Raw genomic sequence first — 18,155 nt, forward strand, 5'->3', positions numbered from 1 at the left:
CGCTGTAGGACCGACCACCTCCCCGTAGGAGTAATAGATGCCCCCCAAGGGTCGTCAGGGCGCTGCCAAGAAGGTGCGCCGCAAGGAAAAGAAGAACGTCGCTCACGGCCACGCGCACATCAAGAGCACGTTCAACAACACGATCGTCTCGATCACGGACCCCGCGGGCAACGTGATCTCCTGGGCCTCCGCCGGCCACGTCGGCTTCAAGGGCTCGCGCAAGTCCACCCCCTTCGCCGCGCAGATGGCCGCCGAGTCGGCTGCCCGTCGCGCGCAGGAGCACGGCATGCGCAAGGTTGACGTCTTCGTGAAGGGCCCGGGCTCCGGTCGCGAGACCGCGATCCGCTCCCTCCAGGCCACTGGCCTTGAGGTCGGCTCCATTCAGGACGTCACCCCCACCCCGCACAACGGCTGCCGTCCGCCGAAGCGCCGCCGCGTCTGACGCACGGTTGTCTCAGGTTTCGGGCGGTATGGCCTTTCGGGGCTGTGCCGCCCGTACCCTTGCAGTACTAGTCGGACATCAAATAGTGGGTGTCCATGACTGAAGGACTCACTTCATGCTGATCGCTCAGCGCCCCTCGTTGACCGAAGAGGTCGTCGACGAATTCCGCTCCCGGTTCGTGATCGAGCCGCTGGAGCCGGGCTTCGGCTACACCCTCGGCAACTCCCTGCGTCGTACGCTCCTCTCCTCGATCCCCGGTGCGGCTGTCACCAGCATCCGGATCGACGGCGTTCTGCACGAGTTCACCACCGTGCCGGGCGTCAAGGAGGACGTCACCGACCTGATCCTCAACATCAAGCAGCTGGTCGTCTCCTCGGAGCACGACGAGCCGGTCGTGATGTACCTGCGCAAGCAGGGTCCGGGTCTGGTCACCGCCGCCGACATCGCGCCCCCGGCCGGTGTCGAGGTGCACAACCCCGATCTCGTCCTCGCCACGCTCAACGGCAAGGGCAAGCTGGAGATGGAGCTCACGGTCGAGCGTGGCCGCGGTTACGTCTCCGCCGTGCAGAACAAGCAGGTGGGCCAGGAGATCGGCCGTATTCCGGTCGACTCCATCTACAGCCCGGTGCTGAAGGTCACGTACAAGGTCGAGGCCACGCGTGTCGAGCAGCGGACCGACTTCGACAAGCTCATCGTCGACGTCGAGACGAAGCAGGCCATGCGTCCCCGTGACGCCATGGCGTCGGCCGGCAAGACCCTGGTCGAGCTGTTCGGTCTCGCCCGCGAGCTGAACATCGACGCCGAGGGCATCGACATGGGCCCGTCCCCGACGGACGCCGCCCTCGCCGCTGATCTCGCCCTGCCGATCGAGGAGCTTGAGCTCACCGTTCGGTCGTACAACTGCCTCAAGCGCGAGGGCATCCACTCCGTGGGTGAGCTCGTGGCTCGTTCCGAGGCCGACCTCCTGGACATCCGCAACTTCGGTGCGAAGTCCATCGACGAGGTCAAGGCGAAGCTGGCCGGCATGGGCCTGGCCCTGAAGGACAGCCCGCCCGGATTCGACCCGACGGCCGCGGCGGACGCGTTTGGCGCGGACGATGACGTGGACGCGGGTTTTGTGGAGACCGAGCAGTACTGATCGGTTTTCGGGTGCGGGAGCATTGTGGCTGGTCGCGCAGTTCCCCGCGCCCCTTCCGGGAGCGCCCCTTCGGGGCTGCTCCCGGATCTCCGACGGGCGATCGCCCGCTCGGACACTGACCTCGGTACCTGATACGGCCGGGGCAGACACTGAGGAGAAAGACCATGCCGAAGCCCACCAAGGGTGCCCGTCTGGGCGGCAGTGCCGCGCACGAGAAGCTGCTCATCGCGAACCTCGCGAAGGCGCTCTTCGAGCACGGCCGCATCACCACCACCGAGGCGAAGGCCCGCAAGCTGCGGCCGTACGCCGAGCGTCTGATCACCAAGGGCAAGAAGGGCGACCTTCACAACCGCCGTCAGGTGCTTCAGGTGATCACGGACAAGAGCGTCGTCCACACGCTCTTCACCGAGATCGGCCCGCGTTACGAGAACCGTCCCGGTGGCTACACCCGTATCACCAAGATCGGTAACCGTCGTGGCGACAACGCGCCCATGGCTGTCATCGAGCTCGTCGAGGCCCTGACCGTCGCGCAGGCTGCGACCGGTGAGGCCGAGGCCGCGACCAAGCGTGCGGCGAAGGACACCGAGGCTGCGGCTCCGGTTGAGGTCGTTGAGGACGCGAAGCCGGTTGAGGTTGAGGCCGACGAAGAGGCCAAGGACGCGTAACACCGTTTTTGGCTGCCGGTCCGCTGTGGCTGGTCGCGCAGTTCCCCGCGCCCCTGAAGACGGGCGTGTTGGCGGGTCCGCTCCTTTCATGGAGCGGGCCCGCTTTCGTTGTTCTTGAGAGGATCTCGGTGTGAGTGACGACGTAGAGGCTGGGTTCGTTCGTGTGCGGCTTGATCTCTCCTACGACGGGACCGAGTTCTCCGGGTGGGCCAAGCAGGCCGGGGGGCGGCGGACCGTGCAGGGGGAGGTCGAGGACGCTCTGCGGACGGTGACGCGGTCGGGGGCGGTGGCGTACGACCTGACCGTGGCGGGGCGGACCGATGCCGGGGTGCATGCTCGGGGGCAGGTGGCGCATGTCGATCTGCCGGGGGAGTTGTGGGCGGAGCACCGCGAGAAGCTGCTGAAGCGGCTTGCGGGGCGGTTGCCGAAGGATGTGCGGGTGTGGGGCGTCGCGGAGGCTCCCGAGGGCTTCAACGCGCGGTTCGCGGCCCTGTGGCGGCGTTATGTGTATCGGGTGGGGGACCGGCCGGGGGGCGTGGACCCGTTGCTGCGGAATCATGTGCTGTGGCACGACTGGGAGTTGGACGTCGAGGTGATGGACGCCGCCGCCAAGTCCCTTGTGGGGGAACACGACTTCGCCGCTTATGCGAAGAAGCGCGAGGGGGCGTCGACCGTTCGGGAGATTCTCGACTTCGGGGTGCGGCGGCGCGCTGATGGTGTCGTCGAGATCGAGGTGCGTGCCGACGCTTTCTGTCATAACCAAGTGCGCTCGATGGTGGGCGCGTTGGTGTTCGTCGGCGATGGGCACCGGGGTGCCGAGTGGCCGCGGAAGGTGCTGGACGCGCGGGTGCGGGACAGTGCCGTGCATGTCGTACGGCCGCACGGGCTGACGCTGGAGGAGGTCGCGTATCCGGCGGACGGGCTGTTGGCGGAGCGGCAGTTGCTGGCCCGGCGGGTGCGGGGGGCCGTGCACTGAGGGCCGGCCGGGTGGGCGCGCTGGGCGCCAACTCCCGGTGGCGCCCAGCTTGTTACTGCGCAGCCGCCGAAGCCTGGGCCTCGCCGCGGGCGTGGATCTGGTCGAAGGCGAACTTGGCGAGGTCGTCGCCGATCGAGAAGACCTTGGTGTCCTTCGCCGTCACGTCCGTGCCGTTGGTGAAACCGGCGACGGTGAAGTAGGCGTAGCGGCCGTACGCGTTGGTCGTCGTGCGGCAGATCGCGCCGTCGCAGAAGGGTTTGACGCCCTTGCCGGACAGTGATCTGACGGCGCTCTTGGTGTCCGCCTGGCCCTTGGCCTTCGTCGCCTGTGCCTCGGTGTCGAAGAGGGCCACACCGACCGTGACCGCGATGTTGTCCTTGATGTACGAGACCCGCATGAGGCGGGTGCAGCCGTTCGCGGTGAGGACCTTGGGGAGGGTGCCCGAGGCGACCGAGGCGCAGTTCGTGGTGTCGGCCGTCGGGCCCTTCTTGTACACCGTCGAGGCGACCGTCAGCTGGGTGCCCGGGAAGAGGGTCGCGGGGCTGAGCGGTGCCGTGTCCTTCGCCTTGCTGGAGATGAACTCCTTGGGGTCCAGCGGCGGGGGCGCGCTGGTCGGCGCGAAGGACGGCGAGGTGGCGTCGGCGCTGGGCACGGAGGCGCTCGCGGGCAGGTTCGTGGGCTTGCCCGACGCGCTCGTGTCGTCGTTCGCCGACATGACGGCCATGGCCACGGCTGTCCCGACGGCCACCGTCGCGAGCGCGCCGCCGCCTATCAGCAGCACTCTCCTGCGCTTGTTGCGCGTCTCCGCCTGGTCGGCGAGCGCGGCCCAGTCAGGCGTGTCGTCGTCGTCGACGCTGCCGCCCCACGGCTGCTGCGAATTGGGTTTCCAGGGATCCCACTGGGACTGGGGTCCCCCCTGTCCGAAGCTCATGGGTCGCATCCTAGACGGGGTGACGGCGGTACCGGTGCGCCTCAATGAGGCCTGTGGCGACTGACGTTGGGGATGTCACGGTAAGTGTTTCCGCCGTCGCTTTCCGCATCCGTTCTGGCCGCTTTCCGCACCTGTTCCGGTGGCGCCGACCCCGTTTTGACCCGTCCGGGGCCGCGCGGGTACTCTTACGGTTTGTTATGCGTATCGGCTTGGTCGTTCTCACACGAGTGGCCCTTACGTAGGTTCCCTGGAGCAGTTTCCAGTGGGCGGCATACGGGCATCGTCCCCGGCCATTGTCGTCCCCAGCTGCACGATCGCTTCAGTGATGCCATGTGTCAGCACCCATCCACTGAAGAAGAAGGCTGCGAAGTGCGTACGTACAGCCCCAAGCCCGGCGATGTGACTCGCCAGTGGCACGTCATCGACGCCCAGGACATCGTCCTCGGCCGTCTGGCTACCACTGCTGCGAACCTCCTCCGCGGCAAGCACAAGCCGACCTATGCCCCGCACATGGACATGGGTGACTTCGTCATCATCATCAACGCCGACAAGGTTCACCTGTCCGGCAACAAGAAGACCCAGAAGCTGGCGTACCGCCACTCCGGTTACCCGGGTGGTCTGCGCTCCGTCCGTTACGACGAGCTGCTGGCGAAGAACCCCGAGAAGGCCGTCGAGAAGGCCATCAAGGGCATGATCCCCAAGAACACCCTGGGCCGTCAGATGATCAGCAAGCTGAAGGTCTACTCGGGCGACCAGCACCCGCACGCTGCCCAGCAGCCGGTGCCGTTCGAGATCACCCAGGTCGCGCAGTAGTTCCGGCCACACACCCCCTAAGACAGAAAAGAATCTGAGGAGAACCGTGGCCGAGACCACCGTTGAGCAGCCGGTCGAAGAGACTGAGACCGAGCTCGTCGACATCGAGAGCTACACCACCGAGTCCGACGTCCCCGTCGAGGGTGAGTACACGTCGGAGTCGCTCGCCGGCCGCTTCGGCGACCCGCAGCCCGCCGCCGGCCTGGGCCGTCGCAAGAACGCCATCGCGCGCGTTCGCATCGTGCCCGGCACCGGCAAGTGGAAGGTCAACGGGCGCACGCTTGAGGACTACTTCCCGAACAAGGTCCACCAGCAGGAAGTCAACGAGCCCTTCAAGGTGCTCGAACTCGACGGCCGCTACGACGTCATCGCCCGCATCTCGGGTGGCGGCGTCTCCGGTCAGGCCGGTGCCCTGCGCCTCGGCGTGGCCCGCGCGCTGAACGAGGCCGACGTGGACAACAACCGCGCCGCCCTCAAGAAGGCCGGTTACCTCCGTCGCGACGACCGTGCGGTCGAGCGCAAGAAGGCCGGTCTCAAGAAGGCCCGCAAGGCCCCGCAGTACAGCAAGCGCTAAATCGCGTCTGCTGTCTGTACTCCGAACGCCCCGTCGGCACGCCACTTGTGCCGTCGGGGCGTTCGTTTATCACAGCCGGGGGCGTATAACGGCACAAGACGCTCAAAGGCTTGTGTGATCGGATGAACAGGCATCGTATGCCTGGAATGCAGGACTTCAGCTCTGCGGGACTTCGGCCTCGCAGGACTTTCGCCTTCCTCAGGAGGACAAGTGGGACGACTCTTCGGCACGGACGGCGTGCGCGGTGTCGCCAACGTGGATCTGACGGCCGAGATGGCCCTCGGGCTCTCCGTCGCGGCGGCGCATGTACTCGCCGAGGCGGGCACCTTCGCGGGCCACCGGGCGACGGCCGTGGTCGGACGGGACCCGCGCGCGTCCGGGGAGTTCCTGGAGGCCGCCGTGGTCGCGGGCCTGGCCAGCTCGGGAGTGGACGTACTGCTCGTCGGTGTGCTGCCCACCCCCGCGGTGGCGTATCTCACCGGCGTGCTGGGCGCCGACCTCGGAGTGATGCTCTCCGCGAGCCACAACGCGATGCCCGACAACGGACTGAAGTTCCTCGCGCGCGGCGGGCACAAGCTCGACGACGAGCTGGAGGACCGGATCGAGAAGGTCTACGACGAGCACCGCACCGGCGCCCCCTGGGACCGTCCGACCGGCTCGGGCGTCGGCCGGGTCCGGCACTACAGCGAGGGCTTCGACCAGTACGTCGCCCACCTCATCGGCGTGCTCCCGAACCGGCTCGACGGGCTGAAGATCGTCCTCGACGAGGCGCACGGTGCCGCCGCGCGGGTCTCCCCGGAGGCGTTCTCGCGGGCCGGCGCCGAGGTCATCACGATCGGCACGGATCCCAACGGGCTGAACATCAACGACGGTTGCGGCTCGACCCACCTGGGTCTGCTCAAGGCCGCCGTCGTCGAGCACGGCGCCGACTTCGGCATCGCGCACGACGGTGACGCCGACCGCTGCCTGGCCGTGGACCACACCGGTGAAGAGGTCGACGGGGACCAGATCATGGCCGTGATCGCGCTGGCGATGCGGGAGCGTTCCGCACTGCGCTCCGACACCGTCGTCGCGACCGTCATGTCGAACCTCGGCTTCAAACTGGCCATGGAGCGCGAGGGCCTGACGCTCGTCCAGACCGCGGTCGGCGACCGCTACGTCCTGGAGGAGATGAAGGAGCACGGCTACGCGCTGGGCGGTGAGCAGTCCGGCCACGTCATCATCCTGGACCACGCGACCACGGGCGACGGCACGCTGACCGGCCTGATGCTGGCGGCCCGCGTCGCCGACACGGGCCGCACGCTGAAGGACCTCGCGTCCGTGATGACGCGGCTGCCGCAGGTGCTCATCAATGTGCCGGACGTGGACCGCACACGGGTCGGCACGTCCGCCGACCTGGCGGCGGCTGTCGCCGAGGCGGAGCGTGAACTCGGTTCCACGGGGCGGGTGTTGCTGCGCCCGTCGGGTACCGAGCCGCTGGTGCGCGTGATGGTCGAGGCCGCTGACATCGACCAGGCCCGGTCGGTGGCGGGGCGGTTGGCCGACGCGGTGAAGTCGGCGCTGGGGTAGGTGGGTTGGGCGGATGCCGTCGAGGTGGTGTCCGGTTCAGTGAGTTGAGCTGGTGCCGTGAAGTCGGTGTCCGGTCGGGTGAGCTGAGTCGGGGCTGTTGAGGCGGTGTCCGGTTGGATGAGCTGAGCCGAGTCGATGTTGTGAAGTCGGCGCGCGGCTGAGTGAGTTGGGCGGATGCTGCCGTGAAGTCGACGCCTGGCTAAGTGAGTTGTGTGGTGCGCTCGCGTTGCATCGTCCAGAACCACTTCTGGGCGAGCAGGGTGAGCGTGCCGGCCAGGACGATGCCGCCGAGGTTGGCGAGGAGTTGCCAAGTGGAGCCCCAGGTCTGGGAGTAGTCGCGGTAGCTGAAGGCGACGGCGGCGTTCGCGGCGGCCGGGACGGTTGTCACCGAGATGGCTACGCCGATCAGGGCGCCGGACTTGGCGGAGGTCAGGGACAGGGTGCCCGCGATGCCGGCCAGGAAGGCCACGACGAAGGACATCCAGTCGGGCTTCCAGATGAAGGCGGTGTTGGGGCGGGCGGCCTCCACCATGGACTTCTCGAAGAGCCCGAGGGTGTCCAGCAGCCAGCTGAAGCCCACCGTCAGCACCATGGCCGCCGCGAATCCGGCGAGCAGGGCCCACAGTGACCGCCACACCAGTTGGGGTGCCTTCCGCACCAGCGCCGTCGAGATCCCGGCGAGCGGCCCGAACTCGGGTCCTACGGCCATCGCGCCCACGATCAGGATCGCGTTGTCCAGCATCACACCGCAGGCCGCGAGCATGGTGGCGACGGTCAGGAACGCGACGTAGGTGACGGTGAGGGTGGACTCCTCGTGCGTGGCGTCGGCGAGGTGCTCCCACAGCACGGCGTCCGCGCCCTCGCCGGGTGCGTCGTCCTGGGCCTGGTCGGCCCGCTCCGACAGGGACAGGTCGATGTTCTCGACGGCGATCGAACCGGTGCGGTCCAGTCCCAACTCCCTTAGCGCGCCGATGAGTTCGTCACCGGCCTCGCGGGCGACATCGCACATGACGACGTCGCCGGGCGGGTTGCGGGCGGCGCCGGTCATGACGACGAGGTGTGCGGTGCCGACGGTCGTCTCGATGAGCCGGACCACGTCGTCGGTCCTGTCGGCGGGGGTGATGAGGCGCAGGTGCAGCATGACGCCTTTTTAACAGGCGGCGCGTGTGGGGCTGTGGGTCTGCGGGGTTACAGCTTGCGCAGGCTGAGGCGTCGGACCTTGTGGTCGGTGCCCTTGCGGATGACGAGGGTGGCGCGGCCTCGGGTGGGGGCGATGTTCTCCACCAGGTTGGGCTTGTTGATGGTGCGCCAGAGGGTGCGGGCGTAGTCGACGGCCTCGTCCTCGGAGACCTGGGTGTACTTGCGGAAGTACGAGTCCGGGTTCTGGAACGCGGTGGCGCGCAGCTTGCGGAACCGGTTCAGGTACCAGCGCTCGATGTCCTCGGCGCTCGCGTCGACGTACACACTGAAGTCGAAGTAGTCGGCGAGCCCGACGCGGGTCCGGCCGTCCTTGCCCGGGAGCGCGGGCTGGAGCACGTTGAGCCCCTCGACGATGAGGATGTCGGGGCGGCGGACGGTGAGCCGCTGGTCAGGGACGATGTCGTAGATGAGGTGGGAGTAGACGGGCGCGGTGACCTCGTCCTTGCCGGCCTTGATGTCGGCGACGAAACGGGTGAGCGCGCGGCGGTCGTACGACTCGGGGAAGCCCTTGCGCGACATGAGCCCGCGCGCCTCCAGGTCCCGGGTGGGCAGCAGGAACCCGTCGGTGGTGACCAGCTCGACACGGGGGTGTTCGGGCCAGCGGGAGAGCAGCGCCTGGAGGAGCCGGGCGACGGTCGATTTCCCTACGGCCACCGACCCCGCGACGCCTATGACGAACGGGGTGCCGGACTGGGAGCCCTGCTCGCCCAGGAAGGTGTTCAGCGCGTTTCTCAGGCCGTCCGTGGCGCCGACGTAGAGGTTGAGGAGTCTGGACAGCGGGAGGTAGATGTCACGCACCTCGTCGAGGTCGATGACATCGCCCAGGCCGCGCAGCTTCTCGACCTCCTCGGCGGTGAGCGGCAGCGGCGTCTTGTCGCGCAGCGCGCTCCACTCGGCTCGGGTGAGGTCGACGTAGGGAGTCGCCTCCGGCTTGTGCCGGTGGGCGCTCCGGGGCATCGGGGAGACCGGAGAGATCACAGTCCATTGTTAACGGAGTTTGAACGGGGTGGCGGGTGGGGTGCGTCACGCCGGGTGTCCGGACGCTTTATCAGGCCCTTCGGCCGGTGGCCGTAATTTCCGAAATCGGGCACGGAGTGCCGTGTTCGGGTGGGGTTCGGCGCCTAGGCTGCGGCGCATGTGCGGAATCGTGGGATACGTGGGGTCGCAGTCGGCGCTTGATGTGGTGATGGCCGGGCTGAAGCGGCTGGAGTACCGGGGGTACGACTCGTCGGGGGTCGCCGTGCTCGCGGACGGGGGGCTGGCGGCGGTGAAGAAGGCGGGGAAGCTCGTCAATCTGGAGAAGGAACTGGTCGACCACCCGCTGCCGGCGGGGTCGACGGGCATCGGGCACACGCGCTGGGCCACGCACGGCGGGCCGACGGACGCGAACGCCCATCCGCATCTCGACAACGCGGGGCGGGTCGCGGTCGTCCACAACGGCATCATCGAGAACTTCGCCTGTCTGCGGGCCGAGTTGGCGGAGCGCGGGCACGATCTCGCCTCCGACACGGACACCGAGGTGGTCGCGCATCTGCTGGCCGAGGAGTTCTCGGGGTGCGCGGATCTGGCGGAGGCGATGCGGCTGGTGTGCCGGCGGCTGGAGGGCGCGTTCACGCTGGTCGCCGTGCACGCGGACGAGCCGGATGTGGTCGTGGGCGCGCGGCGGAACTCGCCGCTCGTGGTCGGGGTGGGGGAAGGGGAGGCCTTCCTCGCCTCCGACGTCGCCGCGTTCATCGCCCACACGCGTTCCGCGATCGAGCTGGGGCAGGACCAGGTCGTCGAGCTGCGGCGGGACGGGGTGACCGTCACCGGGTTCGACGGGGCTCCGGCCGAGGTGCGTTCGTACCACGTCGACTGGGACGCGTCCGCCGCGGAGAAGGGCGGCTACGACTACTTCATGCTCAAGGAGATCGCCGAGCAGCCGAAGGCGGTCGCCGACACGTTGCTGGGGCGGATCGATGCGGCGGGCCTGCTCTCGCTGGATGAAGTCCGCATCCCCGTGCATGAGTTGAGGGAGATCGACAAGGTCGTCATCGTCGCGTGCGGTACGGCCTTCCACGCCGGGCTGATCGCCAAGTACGCCATCGAGCACTGGACGCGGATTCCGTGCGAGGTGGAGCTGGCGAGCGAGTTCCGGTACCGGGATCCGATCCTGGGCGCGCGGTCTCTGGTCATCGCCATCTCCCAGTCCGGCGAGACGATGGACACGCTGATGGCGCTACGGCACGCGAGGGAGCAGGGCTCGAAGGTGCTGGCCATCTGCAACACCAACGGGTCGACGATTCCCCGTGAGTCGGACGCGGTGCTGTACACGCATGCCGGGCCCGAGGTCGCCGTAGCGTCGACGAAGGCGTTTCTGACGCAGTTGGTGGCGTGTTATCTGGTCGCGCTGTATCTCGGTCAGGTGCGGGGCACGAAGTGGGGGGACGAGATCCAGGCCGTCATCCGGGACCTGTCGCAGATCTCCGGGGAGGTCGAGCGGGTGCTGGAAACGATGGAGCCGGTACGGGAGTTGGCGCGGTCGGTGGCGTCGAAGAACACCGTGCTGTTCCTGGGCCGGCATGTCGGATACCCGGTGGCTCTTGAAGGTGCCCTGAAGCTCAAGGAGTTGGCGTACATGCACGCCGAGGGCTTCGCGGCGGGGGAGTTGAAGCACGGGCCCATCGCGCTGATCGAGGAGGGGATGCCGGTCGTTGTCGTGGTTCCGTCGTCGCGCGGGCGGTCGGTTATCCACGACAAGATCGTGTCCAACATCCAGGAGATCCGGGCGCGGGGCGCGATGACCATCGTGATCGCGGAGGAGGGGGACGAGACGGTCGTCCCGTACGCCGATCACCTGATCCGGATCCCGGCCACGCCCACGTTGCTCCAACCGCTTGTCGCGACCGTGCCGTTGCAGGTGTTCGCCTGTGAGTTGGCCACGGCTCGGGGGAATGAAGTGGATCAGCCTCGGAACCTGGCGAAGTCGGTGACCGTGGAGTGAGGGCGGCCCTGGCCGGGGAGTCGGAGGGCTTCCGCCAGTTGGACGCTGTTGGCGAATCCGGTGCGGCCGGGCTACCTCTCCGAAAAAGTGTGACACTTCCGGGGAAAGTGTCACACTTTTTCAGGTGTGCATGGGGGCTGCGGCGTGCTGACGCGATTGGCCAACAGTGTCCAGAGCTCGTCGTGCGGGAGTTCGGGGACCCTGTTGGAGAAGATGGCTCGGGCGTAGTCCTCCGTCTGTAGTGGTCCTGGTACGAACAGTCGGCTGCCAAGGCCGGAGACCGGTATTTCAGGCTGGTCGCGCTTCGCTGAAAGCGTGCTGAGGGCGTCGTGAAACCCGGTGCGCGCAGGCTCTGTTGCAGAAGGAAGCCGATGCAGAACTGACGAACCCAGGAGCACATCACCATGGGCATCAACCTCACCGACCAGGACAAGCTCACCCTCCGTACCGCCGCGTACGGTGCCATCACGCTCATGGCCGCCGCCGGTGCCACCACCGGCTCGCCGCACCGGATCGCCACCCAGGGCAGCCTCGCCCTGGCCTCGGCGACCGGGCCGGTCGGGTACGTGCTCGCCGAGAACACGAAGATCCCGAACCTGAACGGCAAGTCCGTGGCCGAGATCGCCGATCAGGTGCTGCCGGCCCTCACCACCGCCATGAGCCTGCTCAAGAAGCAGGACCCGGCCGAGGCCGACAACTTCCGCGGCACCGTCCTCGTCGCCCTCGAAGCGGCCGTACGGCCCAAGAAGGGCGAGCCCGGCCCGGTCATGCTGGAGATGGTCCGCAAGATCACCGGAGCCCTCGACGCCGCCTGAGCCCGGTGACCACGGTCATCACGGTCGTCGCATGCGGCGTGTCATGTACAGCGTGCGGACGACCGCGAGCAGCGGGATCTCGAAGAGGAGGACGACGAGGACGACACCCCAGTCCGGGTTGGACTCGGTCAACTCGTCGGCGATCGTGACTGCGCCGAGCACGCCCCACACGGCCGCCAGCATGCCGAGCAGCCAGATGGCGATGGTCCAGCCCCAGGTCGCCTGGCCGGAGTCCTTGGACCGCTCGGTATCCGGCGTTGCCTCCCGCGGCTGCGGGATGCGCTCCGGAGCGCGGGCCGGCAGCCGTACCACCGCCGCCTCCGGTACCGCCGCGTCGATCGTCGCGATCCGGTCCGGGGTCACGTCGAGGTACAACGTCGGTTCCACGGTGACCGCGAAGCCGTCGGGGCCCGTGAGGCCGCGGGCTCCGTCGGGGCGGGTGGTCATCGCCACGCAGGTGTCGTAGGGGACGGTCACCGCGCCGCGCGGGGTCGTGACGCTCACGCCCTCCTCGCCGATGACCAGCGTGACGTTCTCGTTCTCCAGGGACTGGTGGCGGCTTCCCGCGACCGTGGTCCCGGAGTACTGCGGGGCCAGGGTCAGGCCCGCCCAGTCGACGCCCCGGTGGCCCGGGACCTGGAGCAGAGCGGACGCCCACGCCTCGCGGGCCACCTCGCGCAGGTCCGCGACCGTGACCGCCTCCAACTCGGCCCGGTGCTCGGCGGGGGAGAGGACGCGGTGGCCGAGGAGGAGGTTCAGGGCGTACCCGGGGAGGGAGGATGCGGCGAAGTCCGGGACGTCGTACATCTTGAGCTTCTTGCCGCGGACGGAGTCCAGTTCGGACTGTGCGATGGTGCCGTTGCGGAGGCGCGCGAGGGTGTCGACGAAGCCGCCGACCACCGCGTCCTGCTTCGTCGGCAGCGCGTCGGCGTACGCGGTGAGCGTGGCGAAGTCGGCGTCGCGCGGGGTGTAGTCGGCCTCCGCCGAGTAGGAGTATCCGCCCTCCTGGCGCAGGTCCTGGAAGAGCGCCCGGCCCAGGACGTCCGCGAACACGGTGGCCGCCGTGGACCGTCGTACGACCGCCGTCAGGACCACCTGGCCGTCCTCGCCGCAGATGTACGCGGGGGTCGTCGGGAGGGCGCTCGTCGCCGTGGGCGCCGGGTGACGGGTGCCTGTCGGCAGGGTGAGGTCCAGGCCGTCCGGGACGGACTCGCTCGTGATCCACAGGACCGCGTTCTCCCGGGTGAAACGGGTCCGCGCCCACTCGCCGACCTGGTCGGGTGTCACGCCCCAGGTCCCCAACTCGTTGTAGCTGGACAGTCCGTAGCCCTGAGCGCCGTAACGCCAGAGCGGGAGCTGGGAGTTGGCGCCGTTCTGGCGGCCCGCGGCCTCCGTGCGCAGGATCTCCCGCTCGGTGTCCAGCCGCGCCAGCGGCAGTTCGCGCAGGGCCGCGCAGACACTGTTGAGATGCGCTACGACCTCTTCCTCGTCGCCGGTCGCGTGGAAGAGGGTGTACGCGTTCGCCGTCGCGCCGTTGTAGTGCAGGTCGGTCAACTGCAGCCGGTGCAGGGCCAGATGCTCGACGAGATGGGTGAGCCCGGCCGTCGCCAGGGTCTCGTCGGCGCGGCCCACCCGGAAGAAGAGGCCGGCCGTGACCTCGCCGCCCTGGCGCGGGGCGTAGAGCGTGGGAACGCCCTGGGTGGTCGTGCAGCCGATCAGGCCGGCGAGGGCCTCCGGCGCGAACTCGGTGGTCTTCATCGTCGGCTCCCCCTAGAGCGTCGCGAGCGCGGACTTGCGGTACTTCACGAACGCGGCCTTCCAGCCGGGCAGGTACTGCCACTGGTACTCGCTCACCCGGTCTTCGAGGGAGACGAAGTGCGCGGCCGCGTCCTTGACATGGCCGCCGATCGAGAAGGCCAGGGCGAACGCGCTGTCCGCCGCGATCCAGCTCCACCCGGGGGCGTAGTCCGGGTGCAGCACGGACTTCCGCGCGGCGGCCCGCAGTTCGTCGCGGACGGAGACGCTCCGCATGTACGTGCGCTGCTCCACGCCGTCCAGTTCCGCCCAGTGCTCGATGTGCGCCTCGGCGACCAGCGCCCCGGCGTGCGAACCGGCAGGGGCCGCGGCCACGCACTCCCGCGCGAAGGAGTGCGCGTCCTCCCAGGAACCGCTCCACTTGGGGCACACCTGCTGGAGCAGCTGGGACTGCGCGCGGAAGTGGTGGGGGTGGTGGGCGGAGAGACGGTCGTAGCGGCGGCGGGCCTCGGTCTGTCCGAGTTCCAGGCCGCGGGCGGTGAGCAGCCGGGCGGTCCAGGCGGCGGCGTTGCCGGGCTGCTCGGCGCACACGTCGATCAGCAGCAGCTCGGCCCGCCGCAGCCAGTCGTGGAACTGGCCGAACTGGTCGCGCGAGACGTGCTCCGCGCGGGCGCGGCTGCGGATGGCCCAACCGATGCGGATGTAGCGCTCGGCGAGGAGGGTACGGGGGAGGGGGTCGGCGGGGTGCTCGGCCGCCGCCCGCTCCAGGTAGGTCTCCACGCCGTCCAGGCCTGCGAGTTGGCCTGACGCGAAGGACATCTTTTCTACGGAGTTCTCCACCGGGTTCTCGACCGGGTTCTCGGTCGGGTCAAGGGTGGTGAAGAAGGCCTGCGTTGCCTGCCAGTCGCCTGCCTGGGCCGCGTCCCGTAGCGGGGTGAGGTCGGGCAGCGTGGTGAACGGGTCCGTGACCGGTTCCGACAGGGCTACGGGTCTTTCGTCGTCGTCGGTCGTCGTGCTGGTGGTGGTCATGCTCCGCCCCCCTGGCGAATCCTGAACCCACGGCGCGTCTACTGGCCCCCCAGGGCGCGCGAACGTGAGTGGTGTCATGCGAGTTGCCGCAGGTTAGCAGCCGTCTGTGACAGGCGGGACGGGGGTGGGCGCGGTCGTAGGGTGCTCGGCATGAGCATCATCGGGGTTGGTATCGATGTGGCCGAGATCGACCGGTTCGCGGCGTCGCTGGCGCGTACGCCGGGGATGGCTCGGCGGCTGTTCCTGGACAGTGAGTTGTTGTTGCCGAGTGGGGAGCGGCGGGGGGCGGCCTCTCTCGCTGCGCGGTTTGCGGCGAAGGAGGCGGTGGCGAAGGCGTTGGGGGCGCCGGCCGGGCTGCACTGGACGGATGCGGAGGTGTACGTCGAGGAGAGTGGGCGGCCTCGGTTGCGGGTCACCGGGACCGTCGCGGCTCGGGCGGCCGAGTTGGGGGTGCGGTCTTGGCATGTTTCGTTGAGCCATGACGCGGGGGTGGCCTCGGCTGTGGTGATCGCGGAGGGGTGACGGGGTGGGGGGCGTACGGCCTCGGCTTCGCCTTCGGCCTCTTTTGTTTCCCGCCCGTGCTGCCCGTACAGCTTTCGTTGTCGGGGGCGGGGTGGCCCCTGCGGGGGTAGATCGCCGTTGGCGGCTGCCTGTTCCGTCGGGTGCGCGGGTGCGGTCTCGGTTGCTTACGGGGCAGACTCGAACGTATGCGTACTGCGTACAGCGTGGAGACGGTAAGGGCCGCCGAGCGACGGCTGATGGCGCGGGTTCCGGAGGGTGCGCTCATGCAGCGGGCCGCTGCCGGACTGGCCGTTGTCTGTGCCCAGTTGGTGGGGCGGGTCTACGGCAGTCGGGTCGTGCTGCTGGTGGGGAGTGGGGACAACGGGGGTGATGCCCTGTATGCGGGGGCTCGGCTTGCGCGGCGGGGGGCCGGGGTTGTGGCTGTGCTGCTTGCGCCCGAGCGCACCCATGCCGGCGGGCTTGCGGCGCTGCTGCGGGCCGGCGGTCGTAGCGTCGCGCCCGGTGAAGCCGAGGGACTGCTTCTCCGTGCCGACCTTGTTCTCGACGGGATCGTCGGGATCGGCGGCAAGGGCGGGTTGCGGCCCGAAGCCGCGCGGCTGGCCGGGCTTGCCTCGGAGGCGCGGGGGGTTGTCGTCGCCGTTGATCTGCCCAGCGGGGTCGACGCGGACAGCGGGGAGGTGCGGGGGGCTGCCGTGCGCGCCGATGTCACCGTCGCCTTTGGGGCGCACAAGCCCGGGTTGTTGATCGATCCCGCGCGGGAGTACGCCGGGGCCGTGCGGCTTGTCGATATCGGGCTGGGGGGTGAACTGCCTGGTGAGGCTGCGCTGGAGGCACTCCAACACGCGGACGTGGCGCGGCTGTTGCCCGTGCCGGGGGCAGAGAGCGACAAGTACCGGCGTGGAGTCGTCGGGATCGCCGCCGGGTCCGGGCGGTATCCGGGGGCCGCTGTGCTCGCTGTCGCCGGGGCCTTGCGGGGTGGGGCGGGGGCGGTGCGGTATGTCGGGCCGGCCTCTGACGCGGTGATCGCCCGGTTTCCTGAGGTGCTGGTGTCGGAGGGCGGGCCGCTCAAGGCCGGGCGGGTGCAGGCCTGGGTCGTGGGGCCCGGGGGTGGTGATGACGCCTCGACCGTGGCTGACGTGGTGACCGCTGATGTGCCTGTGCTCATTGATGCGGACGGGTTGCGGCTGGTCGACGCGGATGCCGTGCGGGGGCGGCGGGCGCCGACGTTGATGACTCCTCATGCGGGGGAGGCGGCTGCGTTGCTCGGGGTTCCTCGGGGGGACGTTGAGGGGGCTCGGTTGGAATCCGTGCGGGAGTTGGCCGGGCGGTATGGGGCGACCGTGTTGTTGAAGGGGTCGACCACGCTTGTCGCCGACTCGGGGGGTGGGGCTGTGCGGGTCAATGCGACGGGCACGGGGTGGCTGGCTACGGCGGGGAGCGGGGACGTGTTGTCGGGGCTCTGCGGGTCGTTGTTGGCGGCGGGGTTGTCGGCGTTCGACGCGGGGAGTGTGGGGGCGTATCTGCATGGGCTGGCGGGGAGGTTGGCCGCGGACGGGGCGCCTGTGGGGGCGCATGATGTGGCTGAGGCGGTTCGGGTTGCCTGGCGGGATGTGCGGGGCTGATTTTTCTCGCCCCCGCCGCCCCTACCCGTCCCATCACTGGGGGCTGCCGCCCCCAGACCCCCGCTTCGGCCTGAACGGCCTCGTCCTCAAACGCCGGACGGGCTGGTAGTGAATGCTCGGCAATAAGGGTGACCCCTCCGCGCGGCACCCGCCTCCCGGTGTACCGTCGCGTTTCTCTGATCGCATGATCAGTACACGAATCGCGCACAGAAGTATCGCGGTGCTGCTCACCGCGGTGATCGCTCTCCCCGTCGGGGCCGGTAGTGCCTGGGCGGACGGGCCGGTGCCGCCGGCGGCGGGGCCGGGGGAGACCGAGTTGGTGCCGGGGGTGCCGCCGGGGCCGTATCAGCCGTGGCAGATCGATACGCCGGATCAGGCGCTTCCGCCGGAGGTGTACACGCCCACCGCCGAGGAAGACCGGGTCGAGCCGCGCGACGCTGCCGTGGGGACCTACGCGCTCGTCGAGTACGTGCCCATCGCGGACGCCGTCGCCAAGGTGAGCTGCAGCAAGCAGACCGGGCCGTATCAGCGGGGCGTCGAACGCTGGCTGAAGCTCAAGGTGGACGGGAAGCAGTCGGGCCGCGACTGCACGGCCATCCGTGCCTTTCAGAAGAAGCAGGGCATCAAGCCCGCTATCGGGTTCGCCGGGCCTGTCACCTGGGCTCGTATGCAGCTGATCGGTGCCAAGAAGAATCCGAACGCCGCCCGGAAATGCCCTGTCCGCTCGTACCGCGTCGCCTGTGTCGATCTCGACCGGCAGCTCACCTGGGTGCAGAAGGGGAAGAAGGTCGTCTTCGGGCCCGTGCCCATGCGCAGTGGGCGGACCGGTCACGTGACGCGGGGCGGTTGGCACAAGATCTACTGGAAGCACAAGAACCACTGGTCGACGCTCTACAACAGCCCTATGCCGTATGCCCAGTTCTTCGACGGCGGCATCGCCTTCCACGCCGTCTACGGCAGCATCTACACCACCGTCGGCTCCTGGGGCTGCGTCAATCTGCGGCTGGCCGACGCCCGCAAGCTCTGGGGTGTCCTCAAGAAGGGCGACCGTGTGTACGTGTGGGGGCACCGGCCCGGGAACTAGCGAACAAGGAGGGCTCAGAGGGGGTGTCAGTCCCCTC

18 protein-coding genes are annotated in these 18,155 nt (G+C 68.9%); 12 read left to right on the top strand and 6 right to left on the bottom strand.

Annotation, left to right across the window (positions count from 1 at the left end; all coding sequences use genetic code 11):
- Window positions 1-37 precede the first annotated feature (37 nt).
- The 4 genes from rpsK to truA all read left to right on the top strand — a co-directional run bounded on the left by rpsK (window position 38) and on the right by truA (window position 3,221).
- Window positions 38-442: a 30S ribosomal protein S11 gene (gene rpsK / locus OG407_RS30900; protein ID WP_006376016.1), complete on the top strand. Its 405-nt coding sequence runs from the start codon at window positions 38-40 to the stop codon at window positions 440-442.
- Window positions 443-557: 115 nt separating this feature from the next.
- The gene (locus OG407_RS30905; RefSeq protein WP_019055532.1) at window positions 558-1,580 is read left to right on the top strand and encodes a DNA-directed RNA polymerase subunit alpha; all 1,023 of its coding nucleotides are present in this window, start codon (window positions 558-560) and stop codon (window positions 1,578-1,580) included.
- A 164-nt stretch (window positions 1,581-1,744) separates the two neighbouring features.
- The gene (gene rplQ, locus OG407_RS30910) at window positions 1,745-2,245 is read left to right on the top strand and encodes a 50S ribosomal protein L17 (RefSeq protein WP_405862878.1); all 501 of its coding nucleotides are present in this window, start codon (window positions 1,745-1,747) and stop codon (window positions 2,243-2,245) included.
- A gap of 130 nt (window positions 2,246-2,375) precedes the next feature.
- On the top strand, window positions 2,376-3,221 hold the full coding sequence (gene truA / locus OG407_RS30915) for a tRNA pseudouridine(38-40) synthase TruA (protein WP_405862879.1): 846 nt from the start codon (window positions 2,376-2,378) through the stop codon (window positions 3,219-3,221).
- Between the two features lie 52 nt (window positions 3,222-3,273).
- Here truA and OG407_RS30920 read toward each other — a convergent pair whose 3' ends face one another.
- Window positions 3,274-4,152, bottom strand: a complete 879-nt coding sequence (locus OG407_RS30920; protein WP_405862880.1) for a hypothetical protein — start codon at window positions 4,150-4,152, stop codon at window positions 3,274-3,276.
- 369 nt (window positions 4,153-4,521) lie between these two features.
- Between OG407_RS30920 and rplM the strand changes: the two genes are divergently transcribed.
- The 3 genes from rplM (at window position 4,522) to glmM (ending at window position 7,108) form a co-directional block, all read left to right on the top strand.
- Window positions 4,522-4,965: a 50S ribosomal protein L13 gene (gene rplM, locus OG407_RS30925; protein WP_013001400.1), complete on the top strand. Its 444-nt coding sequence runs from the start codon at window positions 4,522-4,524 to the stop codon at window positions 4,963-4,965.
- 46 nt (window positions 4,966-5,011) lie between these two features.
- Entirely contained in the window at window positions 5,012-5,539 is a 528-nt protein-coding gene (gene rpsI, locus OG407_RS30930; protein ID WP_019055538.1) for a 30S ribosomal protein S9, read from the top strand.
- 210 nt (window positions 5,540-5,749) lie between these two features.
- Window positions 5,750-7,108, top strand: a complete 1,359-nt coding sequence (gene glmM / locus OG407_RS30935) for a phosphoglucosamine mutase (protein ID WP_366489173.1) — start codon at window positions 5,750-5,752, stop codon at window positions 7,106-7,108.
- Between the two features lie 199 nt (window positions 7,109-7,307).
- On the opposite strand, the gene OG407_RS30940 is transcribed toward glmM, so the two are convergent.
- Both OG407_RS30940 and coaA read right to left on the bottom strand, forming a co-directional pair.
- Window positions 7,308-8,249: a DUF389 domain-containing protein gene (locus tag OG407_RS30940; RefSeq protein ID WP_405862881.1), complete on the bottom strand. Its 942-nt coding sequence runs from the start codon at window positions 8,247-8,249 to the stop codon at window positions 7,308-7,310.
- A gap of 47 nt (window positions 8,250-8,296) precedes the next feature.
- Complete coding sequence (gene coaA / locus OG407_RS30945) at window positions 8,297-9,265, bottom strand: type I pantothenate kinase (RefSeq protein ID WP_405862882.1); 969 nt, start codon at window positions 9,263-9,265, stop codon at window positions 8,297-8,299.
- 178 nt (window positions 9,266-9,443) lie between these two features.
- Between coaA and glmS the strand changes: the two genes are divergently transcribed.
- Window positions 9,444-11,291, top strand: a complete 1,848-nt coding sequence (gene glmS, locus OG407_RS30950; RefSeq protein WP_405862883.1) for a glutamine--fructose-6-phosphate transaminase (isomerizing) — start codon at window positions 9,444-9,446, stop codon at window positions 11,289-11,291.
- 110 nt (window positions 11,292-11,401) lie between these two features.
- On the opposite strand, the gene OG407_RS30955 is transcribed toward glmS, so the two are convergent.
- Window positions 11,402-11,800, bottom strand: coding sequence for a Scr1 family TA system antitoxin-like transcriptional regulator (locus tag OG407_RS30955; protein ID WP_405862884.1), 399 nt, complete (start codon window positions 11,798-11,800; stop codon window positions 11,402-11,404).
- On the opposite strand from OG407_RS30955, the gene OG407_RS30960 reads away from it, so the two are divergent.
- Window positions 11,696-12,106 (top strand): hypothetical protein, encoded by a 411-nt coding sequence (locus OG407_RS30960; protein WP_405862885.1) that lies wholly within the window; start codon window positions 11,696-11,698, stop codon window positions 12,104-12,106. The two genes, OG407_RS30955 and OG407_RS30960, sit on opposite strands and share 105 nt — an antisense overlap.
- A gap of 18 nt (window positions 12,107-12,124) precedes the next feature.
- On the opposite strand, the gene OG407_RS30965 is transcribed toward OG407_RS30960, so the two are convergent.
- Together OG407_RS30965 and OG407_RS30970 are read right to left on the bottom strand one after the other, a co-directional pair.
- Window positions 12,125-13,864 carry a M16 family metallopeptidase gene (locus OG407_RS30965; RefSeq protein ID WP_405862886.1) on the bottom strand — a complete coding sequence of 580 codons (1,740 nt, stop codon included), beginning with the start codon at window positions 13,862-13,864 and terminating at the stop codon, window positions 12,125-12,127.
- A 12-nt stretch (window positions 13,865-13,876) separates the two neighbouring features.
- Window positions 13,877-14,890, bottom strand: a complete 1,014-nt coding sequence (locus tag OG407_RS30970) for a hypothetical protein (RefSeq protein ID WP_405862887.1) — start codon at window positions 14,888-14,890, stop codon at window positions 13,877-13,879.
- Window positions 14,891-15,040: 150 nt separating this feature from the next.
- Here OG407_RS30970 and OG407_RS30975 point away from each other — a divergent pair, with 150 nt between their 5' ends.
- The 3 genes from OG407_RS30975 to OG407_RS30985 all read left to right on the top strand — a co-directional run bounded on the left by OG407_RS30975 (window position 15,041) and on the right by OG407_RS30985 (window position 18,118).
- Window positions 15,041-15,412: a holo-ACP synthase gene (locus OG407_RS30975; protein ID WP_405862888.1), complete on the top strand. Its 372-nt coding sequence runs from the start codon at window positions 15,041-15,043 to the stop codon at window positions 15,410-15,412.
- Window positions 15,413-15,597: 185 nt separating this feature from the next.
- Window positions 15,598-17,034 carry an NAD(P)H-hydrate dehydratase gene (locus OG407_RS30980; RefSeq protein WP_405862889.1) on the top strand — a complete coding sequence of 479 codons (1,437 nt, stop codon included), beginning with the start codon at window positions 15,598-15,600 and terminating at the stop codon, window positions 17,032-17,034.
- Between the two features lie 184 nt (window positions 17,035-17,218).
- Window positions 17,219-18,118 carry a L,D-transpeptidase family protein gene (locus OG407_RS30985; protein ID WP_405862890.1) on the top strand — a complete coding sequence of 300 codons (900 nt, stop codon included), beginning with the start codon at window positions 17,219-17,221 and terminating at the stop codon, window positions 18,116-18,118.
- Window positions 18,119-18,155 lie beyond the last annotated feature (37 nt).

This window comes from Streptomyces sp. NBC_01515 (assembly GCF_045040345.1).
Classification (GTDB): Bacteria; Actinomycetota; Actinomycetes; order Streptomycetales; family Streptomycetaceae; genus Streptomyces.